The 17,367-nt window shown below is 71.9% G+C and carries 15 protein-coding genes and 2 pseudogenes; 8 read left to right on the top strand and 9 right to left on the bottom strand.

The window, feature by feature from the left end; all coding sequences use genetic code 11:
• The first annotated feature begins 39 nt into the window (after positions 1-39).
• On the top strand, positions 40-357 hold the full coding sequence (locus tag ACFVX4_RS19865) for a hypothetical protein (RefSeq protein WP_389979143.1): 318 nt from the start codon (positions 40-42) through the stop codon (positions 355-357).
• 78 nt (positions 358-435) lie between these two features.
• On the opposite strand, the pseudogene ACFVX4_RS19860 reads toward ACFVX4_RS19865, so the two are convergent.
• Both ACFVX4_RS19860 and ACFVX4_RS19855 read right to left on the bottom strand, forming a co-directional pair.
• Positions 436-522 (bottom strand): annotated as a pseudogene (locus ACFVX4_RS19860) (TetR family transcriptional regulator); the annotation flags it as partial.
• A 306-nt stretch (positions 523-828) separates the two neighbouring features.
• On the bottom strand, positions 829-1,842 hold the full coding sequence (locus tag ACFVX4_RS19855; RefSeq protein ID WP_266423054.1) for a PHB depolymerase family esterase: 1,014 nt from the start codon (positions 1,840-1,842) through the stop codon (positions 829-831).
• Positions 1,843-1,978: 136 nt separating this feature from the next.
• On the opposite strand from ACFVX4_RS19855, the gene ACFVX4_RS19850 reads away from it, so the two are divergent.
• Positions 1,979-3,577, top strand: a complete 1,599-nt coding sequence (locus ACFVX4_RS19850) for a helix-turn-helix domain-containing protein (RefSeq protein WP_389978804.1) — start codon at positions 1,979-1,981, stop codon at positions 3,575-3,577.
• A 271-nt stretch (positions 3,578-3,848) separates the two neighbouring features.
• Here the strand turns inward: ACFVX4_RS19850 and ACFVX4_RS19845 are convergent, their stop codons facing one another.
• The 3 genes from ACFVX4_RS19845 to ACFVX4_RS19835 form a co-directional block, all read right to left on the bottom strand.
• Positions 3,849-4,649, bottom strand: a complete 801-nt coding sequence (locus ACFVX4_RS19845) for an SAM-dependent methyltransferase (protein ID WP_389978801.1) — start codon at positions 4,647-4,649, stop codon at positions 3,849-3,851.
• Between the two features lie 124 nt (positions 4,650-4,773).
• Complete coding sequence (locus tag ACFVX4_RS19840; RefSeq protein WP_389978798.1) at positions 4,774-6,336, bottom strand: DUF4139 domain-containing protein; 1,563 nt, start codon at positions 6,334-6,336, stop codon at positions 4,774-4,776.
• Positions 6,337-6,342: 6 nt separating this feature from the next.
• Positions 6,343-8,442, bottom strand: coding sequence for a DUF4139 domain-containing protein (locus ACFVX4_RS19835; RefSeq protein ID WP_389978795.1), 2,100 nt, complete (start codon positions 8,440-8,442; stop codon positions 6,343-6,345).
• A gap of 387 nt (positions 8,443-8,829) precedes the next feature.
• Between ACFVX4_RS19835 and ACFVX4_RS19830 the strand changes: the two genes are divergently transcribed.
• From ACFVX4_RS19830 to ACFVX4_RS19815, 4 genes are all read left to right on the top strand, one after another.
• A complete protein-coding gene (locus ACFVX4_RS19830; protein WP_389978793.1) occupies positions 8,830-9,897 on the top strand; it encodes an alpha/beta hydrolase in 1,068 nt (355 codons plus the stop codon).
• Between the two features lie 61 nt (positions 9,898-9,958).
• Positions 9,959-11,188 carry a sensor histidine kinase gene (locus ACFVX4_RS19825; RefSeq protein WP_389978790.1) on the top strand — a complete coding sequence of 410 codons (1,230 nt, stop codon included), beginning with the start codon at positions 9,959-9,961 and terminating at the stop codon, positions 11,186-11,188.
• Positions 11,160-11,855, top strand: coding sequence for a response regulator (locus ACFVX4_RS19820; protein ID WP_389978787.1), 696 nt, complete (start codon positions 11,160-11,162; stop codon positions 11,853-11,855). Before ACFVX4_RS19825 ends, ACFVX4_RS19820 begins: the two co-directional genes overlap by 29 nt.
• Before the next feature lie 128 nt (positions 11,856-11,983).
• A complete protein-coding gene (locus tag ACFVX4_RS19815; protein ID WP_389978784.1) occupies positions 11,984-12,238 on the top strand; it encodes a hypothetical protein in 255 nt (84 codons plus the stop codon).
• An 87-nt stretch (positions 12,239-12,325) separates the two neighbouring features.
• On the opposite strand, the gene ACFVX4_RS19810 is transcribed toward ACFVX4_RS19815, so the two are convergent.
• The 3 genes from ACFVX4_RS19810 to ACFVX4_RS19800 form a co-directional block, all read right to left on the bottom strand.
• Positions 12,326-12,682, bottom strand: a complete 357-nt coding sequence (locus ACFVX4_RS19810; protein WP_389978781.1) for a hypothetical protein — start codon at positions 12,680-12,682, stop codon at positions 12,326-12,328.
• A gap of 20 nt (positions 12,683-12,702) precedes the next feature.
• Positions 12,703-12,891 carry a hypothetical protein gene (locus tag ACFVX4_RS19805; RefSeq protein ID WP_389978779.1) on the bottom strand — a complete coding sequence of 63 codons (189 nt, stop codon included), beginning with the start codon at positions 12,889-12,891 and terminating at the stop codon, positions 12,703-12,705.
• Between the two features lie 134 nt (positions 12,892-13,025).
• Complete coding sequence (locus tag ACFVX4_RS19800; protein WP_389978777.1) at positions 13,026-13,691, bottom strand: cytosine permease; 666 nt, start codon at positions 13,689-13,691, stop codon at positions 13,026-13,028.
• 2 nt (positions 13,692-13,693) lie between these two features.
• On the opposite strand from ACFVX4_RS19800, the gene ACFVX4_RS19795 reads away from it, so the two are divergent.
• The gene (locus ACFVX4_RS19795; protein ID WP_389978774.1) at positions 13,694-13,963 is read left to right on the top strand and encodes a hypothetical protein; all 270 of its coding nucleotides are present in this window, start codon (positions 13,694-13,696) and stop codon (positions 13,961-13,963) included.
• Positions 13,942-14,694, top strand: coding sequence for an FUSC family protein (locus ACFVX4_RS19790; RefSeq protein ID WP_389978771.1), 753 nt, complete (start codon positions 13,942-13,944; stop codon positions 14,692-14,694). Before ACFVX4_RS19795 ends, ACFVX4_RS19790 begins: the two co-directional genes overlap by 22 nt.
• A gap of 63 nt (positions 14,695-14,757) precedes the next feature.
• On the opposite strand, the pseudogene ACFVX4_RS19785 reads toward ACFVX4_RS19790, so the two are convergent.
• A pseudogene (locus tag ACFVX4_RS19785) lies at positions 14,758-17,092 on the bottom strand (FdhF/YdeP family oxidoreductase).
• Between the last annotated feature and the right edge of the window lie 275 nt (positions 17,093-17,367).

The raw sequence follows: 17,367 nt of genomic DNA, 5'->3' as shown, positions 1-17,367 counted from the left end.
AACAGTTGATTCTGTCAGTGGTACTGGGGAGGGGGCTCCGTGGGCCGGGTGCCGTCATGGTTGCGCAAGCCGCTGTTCATAGGGGTGCCGCTCGTGTCGGTGGCCACCGGGGCGGTGTTCTTCCTCGATGCCGACCGGTCGGACGGCAGTGGTCACGCGGCGGCGAACCGGGCGCAGTTGAAGCGTGCCTGTGCGGGACTGCTGGTCGCCAACGGGATCACCGCCGCTCAGAAATGCGGTGGCTCGCCGCTGAGGACGCCCACCCGGGTCGTCGACACGTACGAGGCCCGTGTCACCACGGACGCGGACGGCGGCACATGGAGGTCGTGGGGATCGACGAGCCGGGCCTGGGCGTGAAGAAGTGCCAGGGGCTCGGCGAGCGCGCGGGCTTTCCCGGCAAGTGGACCGCCAGTGGCGATCTGCAGGACTCACGTCGGTGACCACCTCGGGAGTGGCGGTGTCGAGCTTGCCGTCGAGGTGCAGGAATGCCAGGCCGCGGACGAGGGCCCACACCGTGGTCGACTGGAGGAACGACTGCGAGGCCGACCGGCAGATGCGGCCGGTGACCTGGTCCGACAAGGCCCGCCCCCGGTCAAAGCTCTCCCGTTCCATCGTCGGGGCCCGCCCGCAAAGCGCAACCTGCGGCAGGTACTCCTCCCTACGCCGACCGGTCCGCTCATCGAAGAAGTGAGCCTGCCCGGCACGAGGTGATCGCCGGGCCGCCCGGTGGGCTCGTGGACGCCGTACAGCTGAGGACCCGCGTACGACGCCACACCACGAGATCCGCCTCGATGTCACGGCCTCCACGGCGGGGGTGGAGCGTACATGTCAGCCGCCGAGCGCATGCACCTCACTCAGGATGGCGCGCATCTGCGGTCCCGACTTCTGGGCGTAGTCGCTGCCCGTGTATCCCCACCAGTCCCAGCAGCCCTGGGGATTGCCGCGCAGGAGGCTGATGTCGGTCTGCGGATAGAGGATCACCAGGTTGTTGGTGTCGGCGTACTCGTTGAGATGGGACTCGCGGGCGAACCGGTCACCCACGAACTTGTTGTCGCTCATGCAACCGTGCAGGGCGACGACCAGCTTGCACGCCGCCCCCGCCGCGCAGGAGTCCGGCGTGTAGAGGAAGCTGCTGCTTCCCATGCTGTACCACTGGGCCAGACCCCCCGGCACATACCGGTTCTGGTCGTGCCGGCTGACGGTGCCCGACTGGGCGGCGGCCGGTGCGTTCACCTGCCCCAGCCAGTGACCGAGCATCTCCCCCTGCGGATCGTTCCCGCAGTTGATCAGGAACGGGTAGAACGTGGTGCCACAGCTCAGCGGGGCGTTCGGAGTGGGCCAGCCGTGCCCTGCCGGATCGGTGTCGTGGTACGCGGTCCGGGCCCCGAAGTCCCGGTAGAGCTGGACTCCTTCGTCGCTCACCGATGTCCGGACGAGGGGATCCTTGGTGCCGTGGTACGTGTAGACGGGCTTGCCCGCCAGGTTCGACACGGGGTCGATCCGTCCCTCGGCCGACCAGCGGCGGACGATCTGCTCGATGCCTTCCGGGTCGGTCGAGATCAGTCCCGTACCGCAGGCGATCAGGCCGACGACGATGCCGCCCTTGCCGCAGTAGTACGGACCCGCGGCGACGATGCCCGCGCCCTTGAAGGTGCCCGAGTAGGCGACCTGGAGCTGCGAGGCCATGAACCCACCGGAAGAGATGCCGGTGACGTAGGTATCGGTGATGTTGAGCCGGGGGAGGCCCGGTTCGCCCGCGTGGGCGGGGGCGGTGAGCCCCAGGGCCGCGGCCAGGGCGGCCGCCAGGGTGACAGCGGCGGACCGCAGGGAGCTGAGCTTCATCGTGCGCTCTCCTTCACTGGTGTCCGTCCGGGGAAAGGGGGGGCGGGAGTCGGGGTCACGGAGGAAGACGGACGGGGCCATGGTTGGCCGTGCACCGCCCCGCGGGAAATGGAGGTGAGCCACGTCGTCCACGGCGATGAGTGGAGATTCTCTCCGTCGCCCGGTGTGCACGGCGGCAACGGTGCGGTATCACTGGCCGGGTGATGACAAAGCCGGAGACCACCGGTGCTCTGCTGCGCCTGCTGCGCGAGGAGGCCGACGAGACGGAGTTCCGCGCCGTGGCAGCGGCACCGCAACTCGTCGACGACGCCCTGGAGATACGTTCCAGGCTCGCGGCCCACCGCCGCCGGGAGGCCGCGCTCGCCGCGCTCTACGAGACCACCGGCGACCTCGCCTCGCTGCGCGATCTGGAGGACGTCCTGCCGGCGCGGAGGGGCTGGTGGCCATCCAGGGCGTACCGCTGAAGTTCGGCGATCAGGTGTACGGGGTGCTGTTCGCCGCCAACCGCCGGGTGCGGCCCTTTTCGCCGGACGAGGTCGACCTGCTCATCTCGCTCGCCAATCACGCAGCCCTCGCCATCGAGAACGCCACCCTCTTCGAAGAGGTCCGCAAGACCGCCGCCGTCCACGAGCGGCTCACCGCCGTCGCGCTCGACGGCGGCGGTCCGACGGGGCTGGCGTCGGAGCTCGCCGATGTACTGCGCGGCAGCGTCCTCGTCCTCGACGCGCAGGACCGGCCGCTCGCCTCGGCGGGCGACGCACCGCCCGAACCCGCCGGCCTCGTACGGGAGATGGCGCAGGCTCGGGCCCGCCGCGGCTCCGCGACGCGCGGAACCGTCTGTGTCACCCCGATCGTCGCCGCCGACGAACATCTCGGCACGCTGCTGCTCGTACGCGGCGGACTCGACGCCTCCGACATCCACGCCCTGGAACGGGCCGCCCAGTCGGCCGCCCTCATGCTTCTCGGTGAACGTACGGTCGCGGAGGCCGAGCGCCGGCTGCGCGGCGAGATCCTCGAAGACCTGCTGGGCGCTCCGCACCGTGACCCCGAAGGGCTGCGCCGCCGGGCCGCATTGGTCGGCCTGGACCTGGAGTGCGACCATGTGGTGCTGGTGGCCCGGGGCGGGGACAACACCAGGCGGCGCCGCATCACGGAACTGGCGGGCGGCCATGCCACCCGGCTCGGCGGCATCGCGGGGGAGTACGGCGGCAACACGGTCGTCGTTCTGCCCGCCGCCGACGACCCCGGCGGTGCTGCCCGCACCTTCGCCGAACTGCTGACCGACGGGACCGGACACCCTGTCACGGTCGGCGCGGAGCCCGCGGCACCCGGCGCGGCGGCCGTCGTCGAGGCACACCGCGACGCCGCCCGCTGCCTGGACGCACTCGTCGCGCTGGACCGTGTCGGCGAGGGCGCCTGCCGAGACGATCTCGGCATCCACGGCATCCTGCTGGGTGCGGCGGGCCGCGACGAACTGGACCGCTTCGTCCGCCGCACGATCGGTCCGCTGCTGGCGCACGACGAGACCCGCGGCAGCGAACTGGTGCGCACCGCGCTCACCTACTTCGCCTGCGACGGCAACCTGAGCCGTACCGCCACCGCCCTCTACGTCCATGTCAACACGCTCTACCAGCGCATCGACCGGATCTCCGCGCTGCTCGGCCCGCTGTGGCGGCATGGCGACCACGCACTCCAGGTCCACTTGGCCCTCACCATGAGGCGAACGGCGGGATAGGGCTCTGCCGGCTCGTGCGACGCCATCCTGATCAAGGCCGGCTCGGCTGGACGGCGTCCCTGCCGGGCGTGGCCGGCGCTCAGCTCAGGACGCCGGCCCGTCATGCGGGGACGCGCCGTGCACCTGCTGATGCCGGCCCGTCCGATGCCGGGCGTCGGCCCGTCGACGAAGCCGAACACCACCGATCCTGTTCGCCAGTTGTACGGTGCTCCCTGCACGCGATGGTGTGCAGGGAACCGAGGCACAGGCCGGGGAAGTCGCCCGACAGCCTCTAAGCCTTGCGGGCGACGGCGCACCACATGGGCAGGGTGTCGTCCGGGGTGTCGGACGGTCCGGGACGCCAGCGGGTCAGAGTGACGACGCCCGGTTCCAGGATCTCCAGGCCATCGCAGAATCGTTGCACCTCGTCGTGGGTGCGCGGGGTGGCGGAGGCGTGGCCGGCGGCGCGCTCGTTGTAGATCCGCATGGATTCGGCGACCTCGGGGGCGGTGACGTCGACGGCCGGATGGGACAGGACGAGGTGACTGCCCGGGGCGAGGCGGTCCAGGAGCCGGCGGGTGATGTCCCACGGGTCCTCGGCGTCCTTGATGTACTGCAGGATCGCCACCAGCATGAGGCCGACCGGCTGGTCCAGATCCAGGGTGTGGGAGGCCGCGTCGAGAATCGCGTCCACGTCCCGCGCATCGGCCTGCACATAGTCGGTCTGTCCCTCGGGGCCGCTGACCAGCAGTGCCCGCGCGTGGGAGAGGACGATCGGATCGTTGTCGACGTAGACGACGCGCGATTCGGGAGCGGCCCGCTGGGCCACCTCGTGGGTGTTCTCCGCGGCGGGAATGCCCGTACCGATATCGAGGAACTGACGGACCCCGGTCGCCGCGAGGTGACGTACGGCGCGGCCGAGGAAGGCCCGGTTGGCCCGGACCGACGGCACAATCGTCGGGTTCGCCCGAGCAGCGAGCTCGGCTGCCTCCTGATCCACCGGATAGTGGTCCTTGCCGCCCAGCCAGACGTTGTAGACGCGGGCGGGGTGCGCGTTCGTGGGATGTGTCGCGGACAGCGCGTGGTCGTTCATCGTGTGTCACCTCGTGCGGCATGAAAGGCCAGGTCGGACCCAGGTTTCGGCAACGGTACCCCGGTGATCCGCGCCGCACCGCCGATCGGTGGAAGCCGCTCGGCGGGCGTTCGGCCCACCGGGCTCAGAGCCCGGTGACCCTGGCACTCGCCGACAGTTCGTAGACCAGGGTGACCGTGCGGCGGCTGCCGGGCGGGAGGGCGACGTCCCAGCGGGCGATGCCCTCGGCGTCGACCGCGTCGGGTGCCGGGAAACATGCATCCTTGCGCAGGCGGGTCTCCACCGCCGAGACCTCGGAGACCGGGATCCGCTCCCGAAGGACGACCACCCGCTCGCCGAGTTCCCCGGGGGCGGAGAACCGGGACAGGTGCAGCCGGACCGTGCGGGTGACCACGGTCCGCTGGGTGAGGGCGGCGGAGTCGCGGGACTCCTCGGCCTGCCGGATCACCCTGTAGTCGTCGCAGCTGCCGAAGGCCAGCTCGACGGGGGCACCGGGGGCGGTGAAGTCCAGGGTGCCGCGGCCACTGAATCCGCTGCCGCGGACCAGGTCCACGGGCCCGGCGAGCAGCGCGTGGCCGGAGAGATTGTCGAACCGCACCACCTGGGTGACCAGCGGGGACAACTCCGGTGAGCAGGCGTACTCACTGGGCGCGGCCGTGGTGAACGCGGAGAGCGGCACCCGGTGGGCGCGGCCGTCACCGGGCACCGAGACCGGCGCGGGGGATCTCAACACCCGCGCCTCGCCGCCGTCGTCCACCCCCGGCAGGCCGAGCACCGGGGCCGGCTCGAGGGTCCCGATCTCCTCCTCGCGCAGCTCGACGTCGACGGCGCGGCGCTCCGCAGCGGAGCGGTCCATGAGCGCCAGCCGGTCCTCGCCCAGCCGTGGCGGATCGGTGGCCAGTGCCGAGCGGGCCGTCGACAGTGTCAGCCGTACGTCCGACCAGTCCTCACCGGTGCGCTGCCAGACCATCGCGTCGGTCTCCAGCGTCAGGGAGGCCCCGTCGAGCACGGCCCGGTAGGCGGGCCGCCACAGCGCACATGGGGTGAGGTGGCTCAGGCGCAGCCCGACCGGCCCGGCGGCCGAGGCCTCCACGGTCAATTCGATATGGCCGACCAGCTCGGCGGGCTCGTCCTCGGAGAGCTGCATGGCCCGCTCGGCTTCCCCGAGTTCGACAGCGAGGGCGGCCAGCCGGGCCTCCACGGTGCGGAGTTGCTCACCGTGCGCGTCGCGCTCTTCGTCCACCCGGTCCAGTTCCCGGGCCCAGCGGGACCTTTCGGTCTCCCCGGAGCCGGCGCCCTCGCCGATCTCCCGCAGCAGATCGGCGGCGAGGCGGCCGAGCAGGCCGAGGCGGGCATGCAGCCGGTCGCGGCTCCGGCCCAGGGCCAGTTGCTCCTCTTCGAGGATGTGCACGCGGTGGCGCAGGGCGGAGTCGCCGTCGGTGGGCGGCAGCGGCCCGCGCGGCGTCCAGCTGCGGACGATCCGCACGTCGAGCACGCTCGCGGGGTGATCGGCGGTCAGCTCGGCATGGAGGGTCCGGTCGACGGCCAGCGCACTGACCGGCCCGAGACGCAGCCGCTGGACACCGGCCTCCAGGTCGAGCAGGACGGCTCGCTCGATGTGGGCGCGGTCCTCCAGGCACGTGACGGCGGTGACGGGGAGGGCGATCGGCTTCGGGGCCGTGGACATGGCGTGTCAGCTCCTGCGGTTGCCGCCGACCAGGGCCTTGCCGGTCGGGATGCGGATCTCGTAGCCGCCGTCCAGGGCGGCAGTGGCGCCTGCGGGCAGGTCCAGTCGCCAGAGGCGGGTGCCCGGCGCATGCCGATCGGGCCCCGTGCCCTCCTCGGGTGCCGTCCAGTCGGCCCGTTCCTCGATCCGGGCGTCCGGTTCGAAGGTGACCGGCACCCTCTCGCGGACTTCCACGGTGACGGGCCTCGCGAGCCCGTTGGCCAGCTCCACGTGGACGCGGTGGTCGAGCACGGTGGTGTTGTTGCGCAGGCCCGAGGTCGACTCGTGCAGGTTCGTACGGCGGGTGACCCGGATGCCCTCGGCCGGCCCGAGCCCCACCCGGCGGACACCGCCGGGGGCAAGCGTGGGCAGTGCGGCGGTCAGCAGGAAGTCGTCATCGACGGTGACCTCCACCGGGCCTGCCAGCAGTGCCTGGTCGGTGGCGTTGGAGAGCACCAACGTCGCGTACACCGTCTGCTCCACGGACGGTACGCAGAGGTACTCGGTACGCAGGCCGACCGGGATCTCGCCGACGGTGACGGTGTGCCAGGTGCCGTCCGCCGGAATGTCGGCGCGGGCGGTGGCATCGAAGCGGTGGTCGAAGGAACCCGCCGACTCGCGGGGCCGCACGGCCTGTCCGGGCAGCGGCAGCGCGGCCACCGCTTCGGCGCGGCGGCGGTACTCGACTGCCACCGGGTCGAAGGGGGAGCCGGGAAACAGCCGGCCTCGGCGACCGCCCTGCTCGTCGGGGCCGCACAGGACAAGGGCGGCATAGTCGAGCTCGGTGCCGCTCGGCTGCGGCGGACCGGCCACCGGTGCCGGCGGGGATGGCGGCACAGCCCGGCCCGGAGCCGCGGGCGCCATGGGGGCGGGGGCCCCCGTGAACGGCATGCCCCGGGTACGCGGACTCTCGCCCGGTCGCGGACCGCCCGGCTGCGCGAGGGCGGGCATCCCGCCGCCGAAGGCCTCAGGGGGAGCGCCGTATCCGCCGCCGGGCGCCGGGGCTGCGGCCGGCGGGCCGCCGTAGCCCTGCGGTGCCGGTGGCGGGGGCGGTGGCGGAACGGGATCGGACGCGTAGCCGCCCGCGGCACCCGTGGCCCCTGGCCCGGCCACGGCAACCGCGGGCAGGGCGGTCGGGGCCGGGCCTGGGCCCGCGGCGTCGTACCCGGAGAACAGGTCGACGAGCCCGGCCGGGGGCTCGCGCCAGCCAGAAGGCGCCGGGGCGGGCTGACTGCGTCCGATCCGGATCGAGCGGAGCCTCGGCAGGTCGGTGCGGCGCCGAAGGTCGGCGGTGGCCAGGGCGATGCGTACACCGGTCCAGTCCTCGCCGGTCCGCTGGGCGACCGAGGCGCGCAGCACCAGGCGGCCGCCGCCGTCGCCCTGACGGTGGGTCAGGCGATAGGCCGGCACCCAGACGGCGCCCGGAACCCCGTACTCCAGCTCCAGCTCCACCTCCGCGTCACCGGAGCCGTCGAGGGCCAGGACCGCGCAGACCGTGGTCTCCAGATGCGCTGACGGCGCGTCGGAGGAGGCGCGGGCGAGCCTGTCGGCGGCGACGGTGAACTCGTGCTCGACGTTGCGCAGTGCCTCCTCCAGCTCGACGAGGCGGTTGTGCAGTCCCGCCAGCCGCTCGTCGACGAAGTCGGCGAGCTCCAGCCACGCGTCGACCGGGGTGCGGCGGTGCGGGTCCTCGCGTCTGCGGGGAGGCGGGACCGGGTGGAGGGCCCTGATCTCCTCGATCAGGCCCAGCTGCCGGTCCCGGCGTCCCTGCGCCGCCGCGTGCTCGTCGCCCAGCCGCTCGACCTCGCGCCGCAACTCGTCGGGCGTGCCCGTGCCGAGCGGCTCGGCCTCGACTTCCACCCGGGCCTCGGTGACGCGCACCCCCGGGGTGCCCAGGACACGGGCCCTCAATGAGCCCGGGTCCAGCGAGCGCGGCAGTCCCGTCACCCGCACCCGGCCGTCGGACGCCACGCTGCCCCGGGCCAGACGCCGGCAGACCGCGCCCTGCGCGTACACCACGACCGAATCGAGGGTCGACCCCCACCTCCGTGCCGACTCAGCCGTCATGTGCTCCGCCCCCGTTGCGTACATGCTGGGCGAAGCTTACGCCCGGCCGGTCCGTGCGTCCGCGTCGAATCAGGCAGCCGGTATCTCCGTCACCGCGGAGGCGTCCTTCGTGTACGGCTGCTTCAGCGGATCGCGCAGCGTTCACCGGGGTCTGCCCCTGCACCCCGGCCGCGCTGTTGCCGCTCCACGGGGAATCGTGCGGCACCGGCGGCGCCGCCGACAGCCCCGACGCCTTGACGGAACACGGCGTCTGTCGCGCCGATGGTGTGGTTGGCTACGCCGTATGGGTCTCACGCGAGTACTCCCCGGGTGCACGCCTGCGGGGGCGGCGAGCTGTTGCGGCGAGGATGCCGGGTGGTGTCCCGCTGTCCGACCGGGGGGTGGGGCATGAGTGTCCGTGGTGGGTCGTCGGAGTCCGGCGCTGTGCCGGCTGCGAAGGCGGTGCCCCCCTTGGACCCCGAGCTGAGCCTTGCGCTGGCCGCCTTGAGCAAGGAGGCCGGGGAGCCGCTCACCTCGGACAATCTGGAGGCCCGCCAGGAACGGGATGCCGCGGCCCGGCCCAGGCCGACGGCCGAGGAGCTTCGCGCCGACGGCCGTTTCGAGGTGGCGGAGCTCCGTGTGCCGGGGCCGCCGGACGGGCCGGACGTCACGCTCGTCAGCGCACGGCCGTCCGGGCTCGTCGGGCCGCTGCCGCTGCTGTACTACATGCACGGGGGCGCGATGGTCATGGGCAACGCGTGGTCCGTGCTTCCGCGGATTCTTCGCGAGTGGGCCCTCCCGCTGGAACTGGCCGTCATCTCGGTCGAGTACCGGTTGGCGCCGCGGGCGCAGTACCCGGAACCGCTGGAGGACTGCTACGCCGGACTCGTCTGGGCGGCCGGGCACGCGGCCGGACTGGACATCGACGCGGACCGCATCGTCATCGGAGGGAAGAGTGCCGGCGGCGGGCTCGCCGCGGCCCTCGCCCTGCTGGCCCGTGACCGCGGCGGCCCCCGGGCACTGGGGCAACTGCTGCTGTGCCCGATGCTCGACGACCGCGGCAGCACCTTCTCCAGCCATCAGATGACGGGCCTCGGCGGGTGGGACCTCACCTCCGGCGCGACCGCGTGGAAGGCGCTGCTGGGCGACCGCCACGGCGCCGCGGACCTGCCGCCCTACGCGGCTCCCTCCCGCGCCACGGACCTGTCCGGACTCCCCCCGGCCTATGTCGAGGTCGGGTCGGCCGAGATGTTCCGGGACGAGGACGTGGCCTACGCGAACGCGATCTGGCAGGCCGGCGGCCAGGCCGAACTGCATGTGTGGCCCGGTGCCTCCCACGGCTTCGACGGCCTGGCACCCCGGGCGGCTCTCAGCCGGGACGCACGCGACGCCCGTACCCGCTGGCTCCGGCGCCTCCTCGCGCAGTCCGGCACGGGGAACCGGCCCGCCGCAGGGGCCGCCGGACGGCAGACGTAGAGGATCGCTCCCGCCCCGGCGCGACGATGCCCGATTCGTCCGTCGACCCTACGGTGGAGGCATGGCGGTGATCAACGGTTGGCGGCCGGGAACAGAGGCCCGGCTCCGCGCGGTGGACGCGGTGGGCGCGGCCGTGCTGTTCGTGCTGTCGGTCGTGGCCGCCTCGCTCGAGCCGCACAAGCACCAGTTCCTGTTGCGCTGGCCCGCGGTGCTGGTGGCAGCCGTCGGCTGCTCCGCACTGTTGCGGCGGCGTCGCCACCCGTTCGGCGTACTGGCCGTCACCATTGGCTGTGGGGTGACCTTTCAGTTGCTCGGGGTCCGGGACAGCCCGCTGGTGGTGAGCCCGGTTCTGGTGGCCGTCTACACCGTGGCCGTGCGTACCGACCGGCGTACCGCCTGGACCTCGGCAGCTGTCTCGGCCGGCGTCCTGGTGAGCACCGCCGCGGTGTTCACCCCGCAGTCGTGGCTGGAACCGGACACGGTCGCGATGCTGGCCTGGACGGCCCTGCCGGCCGCAGTCGGGGACGGAGTGCGCTCACGCCGCGCCTATGTGGTGGCCGTGGAGGAACGGGCGGAGCACGCGGAGCGCACCCGCGAGCAGGAGGCGCGGCAGCGAGTGGCGGCCGAACGGGTCCGGATCGCGCGCGAACTGCACGACATCGTCGCGCATCACATCGCCTTGATCAACGCGCAGGCGGGCGTTGCCGTCCATCTGGTGGACCAGCGGCCGGAACAGATCCTCACCGCGCTGGAGGACATCCGGGACACCAGCCGCTCCGCGCTGGACGAACTGCGGGTGACCGTGGGCCTGCTCCGGCAGTCCGACGATCCGGTGGCGCCGCGCGATCCGATGCCGGGCCTGGCGCAGGTGCCGGCCCTGCTGGCGTCGTTCGAACGCGCCGGGCTGGCCGTGAGCCACACCCTGTGCGGCGACACCGAACCACTGGATCCGGCGGTCGACCTGGCCGCGTACCGCATCGTGCAGGAGTCCCTGACCAATGTGCGCAAGCACGCCGGAGCCGATCACGCCCGGCTGTGCCTGCACTACCACCGGGAGCGGCTTACGATCACCGTCGAGGACGATGGGTCCGCCGGACCGCGCCGTCCTCACCCGGGGGCCGGTCACGGGCTGATCGGCATGCGTGAGCGGGCTGCCACGATCGGGGGCAGGCTGCACGCGGGACCACGCCCCGAGGGCGGATTCACCGTGACGGCAGAACTGCCGCTGCGCCCCGGCCCGGCACGGGATCGGAGAGACGGGCATGACGATTCGCGTACTGCTTGCCGATGACCAGGCCCTGCTGCGGGGCACCTTCAGAATGCTGTTCGACGCCACGGACGACATGGAGACCGTCGCCGAGGCCTCCAATGGGTGCGAGGCGGTCGAACTGGCCGGCACACAGCACCCGGATGTGGTCCTGATGGACATCCGCATGCCGGAGATGGACGGCCTGGAGGCGACCCGGCTCATCAGCGAGTCCGAGGACCTCGCAGGCGTGAAGGTGCTCATCCTGACCACCTTCGAGGACGACGAGCACGTCGCCGAGGCGCTGCGTGCGGGCGCGAGCGGCTTTCTCGGCAAGGGTGCGCGACCCGAGGAGCTTCTCGATGCCGTGCGCACGGTCGCGGGCGGCGAGGCGCTGCTGTCCCCGACGGCGACGCGGGCGTTGATCACTCGGTTCCTGGCCCAGCCGGATCCCTGCCCGGTGGCCGTGCACGAGCGGCTGGAGTGCTTGACGCCGCGGGAGCGCGACGTCACGGCCCTCGCCGCCCTGGGCCTGTCCAATGATGAGATCGCCGATCGCCTGTTCGTCAGCCCGCTGACCGCCAAGACCCACGTCAATCGGGCGATGACCAAGCTGGCGGCGCGTGACCGTGCCCAGCTCGTGGTCGTCGCCTATCAGTGCGGGCTGGTCAGTCCGGCGGCCGAGCCGGATGGCCCGGAAGTGCCCGCGTAGCCGTAGGCACGGTGTTCCGCGGTCGGCCCCGGCAGTAGTCCGGCGTACCGGATACCGCAGTCGTGGTAGGCGGGAATCACTGTGTGGGGACGATGTGCCGGGGGCCCTCCCCGGGCGATGGTGGGACCATGAACGGAGGTTTCGCCATGATCGAAGCCCAGTGCCTGACCAAGACGTCCGGCGAGAAGCCGGTTCCCGCACACCTGACCCTGCTGCGCGACGCCCTCGCTTGCGGGCAGGGCCAGAGCATGAGGGCGGGCGTGGCCACCCGGGCCGAACGCAGCCACGCGTGCTCCCGTCGCAGCGGGCCGGACCGCGCCGCCCCGACGATGCAGATCACACTGGCCCAATGGGTCAGCAGGACCACGTCGTCCATCGGGTGAGCCGTGCATCGGGTGAAGGGACCCGACGAGGCTCCCCGCGGGTCCGGGCCGCCCGCCCATGCCGGCCATGGGCGGGCCGCATCCGGATCAGCCGGCGCCGAGGACGCGCCAGTCGCGCGTACCGGTGTCGGCGGGTGTGCCGTCGAGGATTCTGGCGGTGCGCGTCGCCGGTTCGAGGGCGACGGTCGCGAGGCTTGCCCAGCGCCGGCCGAGCGGCTTGTCCGGATCGGGCAGGCAGGTCACCGGCGGTTCGCCGTCCCCTGTCACGAGGTGGCCCGTGAGCTCGTCGAGCGTGGTCGGCGGCTCTGCGCGCGTGAGACGTGCGCGGACGAAGTCGTAGCGCTCGCCCGAGTCGGGCTGGTAGAGCCAGGTCTTCTCGTCCGCGGCGGGGGCCGGCGTCAGGAAGTGGTTGGTGCGCACGAGCGTGTCGTGTTCGGGCTGCATCGAGAACACACCGACCGGGCTCAGATCACCGCGGCGCCCGGGAACTCGTGGACGGCCGTGCCGGGACCCCGCAGCGATTCGAGGTCCGACGCGTCGCCGACGGCGATGACACGGCCGCCGGTGATCGCGACCGCGTTCGCGTCGGGGGCGACGGCCTCCCCGGCCAGATGCTCGATGTGGTGGGCGAGCACTATGACGTCGGCTTGCACAGGATTTCCTTCTGGTCTTGCGGAGTTCGATGTCTTGCCGCGTTCGATGCGCGGATCGGTGTACGGGGCGGTTCCTTCGCGCGCACGGCACGTGGCACGACGCCGTGCGCGCAGGATCGCCCGAAGGGCACGCGTCAGTCGCGCGGGATGCTCCGAAGGGCGCGGGTCATCGCCCAGTAGACGGCGGCGGCGGCGATCATGCCGGACGGAATCGCCATGTCGATGTCGTCCAGGGCCTTGGCGATCGGGCCGACCCAGAAGCTGGTGTTCACCCACAGCGCGGAGGTGAGGCCGACGACGACGACGATGGCGAGGAATCCGGCCCAGTGGACGCCGCGGTGGTACCAGAACGGGCCGCCGCGCCACTGTTCGAGGAGGTCGGGCCCGTTGTAGCGGTTGCGCCGCAGGACCAGGTCGGTCACGGCCACCGCCATGGCCGGGCCGGTCACGACGACCACGAGTTGGAGCATGGTGTTGACACTGGTCAGGAAGTCGAAGACGAGGATCGCGTACAGCGTCATGATCGTGCCCAGCACCCCGATGATCAGGACGGCCGGGATGCGCGCGAGACGGACGCCGACCGACTGGATGGACAGGCTGGCGCTGTAGGCCGTCATGCCGTTGTTCGTCATGGTGTTGACGACGACCGCGATGACGAAGACGGGGATGAACCAACCCGGCAGGATGCTCTCCAGCGCGGCCTCCGGGTCGCTCATGTCGAGGCTGGTGGCCGCCAGCGCCCCGACCATGGTGAAGACGGTGCTCGGCAGGTACAGAGCCGGGCGACCGGGGCGGCACATGCGTGTACCTGACCGACCTCTCCTGGTCGCTGCTCATCGGTTCCGCCCGCCGACCACCGGACGCCCCCGCCGGCCTGGCGCGGCACCTGCGCCGCCAGGCCCGTCTGCTCGTGAGCCGCCGCCTCCGGGACCCGCGGCTGCTGCCCGAACTGTCGCCCCCGTCCGTGGCCGCCCGGACCGGCGTGGTCCCCGGGGCCGGCCCCGAGCCGGACCTGACCGGTCCGGTCCGGCCACCCGGCGCGCCACCGAAGTGCGCGCCGCCGAGCTGGTGACGGGGCGGCTCCACGGCAGCCCCGGCCACCCGTCGGTCCTGCTCGTTCCCGCCCTGCGGATGGCCCTCGGCACCGCGCTGGCGGGATGGACGGCCCTCCTGCTGGGCCTCGGCCACGGATACTGGGCGGCGATCTCCGCCGCCGCGGTGCTGCACTCCGTCAACGTCCGTACGGCGGCCCAGCGGGCGGTGCAGCGCACCCTGGGCACGGTGGCCGGACTGGTGCCCGCTCTCGGCGTGCTGGCCGTACACCCCGATCCCCTGGTGCTCGTCCTCGTGATCGTGTTGCTGGAGTTCCTGCTGGAGTACGTCGTGGCCCGCAACTACGGCCTCGGCGTCGTCTTCCTCACGCCGCTGGCGCTGCTGCTGACCGACCTGGCCACTCCCTCGCCCGCCGGGACCTTCGTCCTGGACCGGGCGCTGGGCAGTGTCGTCGGGATCGTCATCGCGCTGGGCTGTGCGCTCATGGTGGTCCATGACCGCGCGGCGGTCCGGGCGGAACGCGCGCTGGCCGCGTGCACGGAGGCGGCCGAGCATGCGGAGCGCGCGTCGGACCACGGTCTGGAGCCGTCGTTCCCCGTCGTCCAGACGCATCTGGCGGCAGCCGTGGTGGAGTTGCGTGAGGCCGACGACGCCGCGGCGGGCGAGCTCTGGCCCGCGGAGATCGATCCCACCGAACTCGCCGCCGCGGAACAGCGGGCCCACCTCCTCCTGGAGCGGTTCGCCCGGTGACGGTGACGGTGACGGTGACCGTGATCGTGCCGCTGTGCGCGGCGCCGCCCGTACGGACCCCGCTCAGGCCGCGGGGTCGATGGTGACCTTGACGTGCTTCATGATCGGCTGGTCGCTCTGGGTGCTGTAGTCGCCGAGCGCGCACAGCACGTTCATCTCCGGCATGTACCCCGCCGCACAGCCGCGCGGGATGTCGTAGGGGATCGCGAGATAGCCGTTGAGGGACCGCCGGCTGCCGTCCTTGGCGGTGCTCGTGATGTCGACGGGGCCGAGGTCGGTGATACCGCGTTCACGCATGTCGGCCCGGTTCATGAAAACGAGCGTGCGCAGGTTCTTGATGCCGCGGTAGCGGTCGTTGTCGGAGTAGATGGTGGTGTTCCACTGGTCGTGGGACCGCATGGTGCCCAGCGCCAGGGTGCCGGCGGCCGGGACGACGTCGGGCAGCACGGCGGTGGAGAACTCGGCGCGCCCCGACGGGGTGAGGAAGACCAGTTCACGGGCGGGCTGCTTGATGCGGAAGCCCAGCGGCAGCCGCACCCGGCGGTTGAAGTCCTCGAAACCGTCTAGGACCCGGGCCATGGTGTCGCGGATCCGGTCGTAGTCCTCGATGTACCACTGCCAGGGCGTGTTGCTGTCGGGCAGGGCGGCGCGGGCCATGCCGGCGATGATGGCCGGCTCGGACAGCAGGTGCGAGGAGGCGGGGCGCTTCATGCCGATGGACAGATGGACCATGCTCATCGAGTCCTCGACGGATGTGCTCTGGACGCCCTTGCGCTGATGGTCCTTCTCGGTACGGCCGAGGCACGGCAGGATGAGGGCCCGGCGGCCGTGGACGAGGTGGCTTCGGTTGAGCTTGGTACTCACCTGGACGGTGAGTTCACAGGTGCGCAGCGCCGCGTAGGTGGCCGGGGTGTCGGGCGCCGCGAGGGCGAAGTTACCGCCCATGCCGACGAACACCTTCACGTCGCCGCGTTGCATCGCCTTGATCGTGCTGACGGTGTCCAGGCCGTGCTCACGGGGCGGCTGGATCTCGCAGACCTCGGCGAGGCGGTCCAGGAACGCGTCGCCGGGGCGGTGATCGATGCCGCAGGTGCGGTTGCCCTGGACGTTGCTGTGTCCCCGCACGGGCGAGGGGCCCGCCCCTTCCCGGCCCAGATTGCCGCGGAGCAGAAGCAGGTTGACGGTCTCCCGTACGGTGTCGACGCCGTGTTCGTGCTGGCTGAGCCCCAGGCACCAGCTGACGATCGAGCGGTCGGCTTCGCCGTACACACGCGCCGCCTTGAGGATGTCGGCGCGGCTCAGCCCGGACTGGGTCTCGATCTCCTCCCACGCCGTGGCCTCGCACAGCGCGCGTTACTCCTCGAAGCCCGCGGTATGGCGGTCGATGAACTCCCGGTCCAGCGCCCTGGGATCGGATTCGGACTGCTCCAGGATCGCCTTGGCCATGCCGCGCAGCAGCGCCATGTCGCCGCCGATGCGCGGTTGCAGGTTGAGGGTGCTGGTCCGGGTCGTCTTGAACAGGGCCATGTCCGTGAAGTCGTGGGGGACGATGGTGCGGGTGGCCGCTGCCTCGACGAGCGGGTTGATGTGCACGATCTGGGCGCCGCGGTGGTACGCCTCGGCGAGCGCGGTGAGCATCCGGGGCGCGTTGGAAGCGGCGTTGACCCCCAGGATGAACAGCGCGTCGGCGGACTCCCAGTCCTTGAGGTCGACGGTCCCCTTGCCGGTGCCCAGGGATGCCTGGAGGGCGCGACCGCTGGCCTCGTGACACATGTTGGAGCAGTCCGGCAGGTTGTTCGTGCCCAGTTCGCGGGCCATCAACTGGTAGAGGAAGGTGGCCTCGTTGCCGAGCCGGCCGGAGGTGTAGAACGATGCCTGATCGGGGTCGTCGAGCTCGCGCAGGGCACGGCCGACCACCTCGAACGCGTCCTTCCAGCTGATCGGGACATAGCGGTCCGACTCGGGGTCGTAGACCATCGGTTCGGTCAGCCGGCCCTGGTTCTCCAGGTCGTAGTCGCTCCACCCGGACAGCTCGGTCACCGAGTGGGCGGCGAAGAACTCGCGCCCGACCCGCTTGCGGGTCATCTTCCAGGTGACGTGCTTGATCCCGTTCTCGCAGATGTCCAGGTGCAGGCCCCTTGGTGTCGTCCGGCCACGCGCATCCGGGGCAGTCGAACCCGGTGTTCTCGTGGTTCATCCGCATGATGGCCCGCGGACCGTCGACCAGAGCGCCCTCGCGGACCAGGAAACGGCTCACACTCTTCGCCGCGCCCCAGCCCGCGGCGGGGTGGTGGTAGGGATGGAACTCCGGATCGCCCTCGGGGCCGGGACCGACCGCGGGTTCCAGGGGCTGCTGCTCGTCATGGTCGGTGCTCAAGGCCTTCAACCCTTCCGCCATCAGGGCGCGAGGTGAAAACGATCCTGAGGTGAAAACGATCCTGAGGTGAAAACGATCCTGAGGTGAGAAATGATCCTTTTGGGCAGGCTATGCATGCGGATCCACCCGCGCCACCCGGCTTCCACCGGTGCGGTACGCGAAGCACGGCCGCCCGGTGGGTCCCGCGCGGGGTGCGTCCGTCGCCCGCACCGGGCTGCATCCCGGTGCGGGCGCGGATAGCGTGGGGCGTACTTTTTGTCCGCCCGGTGTCTCATGGGCGGCATCCCGGCCGGGCA

Source organism: Streptomyces sp. NPDC058240 (assembly GCF_042882135.1).
In the GTDB taxonomy this organism is placed as follows: Bacteria; Actinomycetota; Actinomycetes; order Streptomycetales; family Streptomycetaceae; genus Streptomyces.
This window is presented reverse-complemented; position numbering and strand designations above follow the sequence as displayed.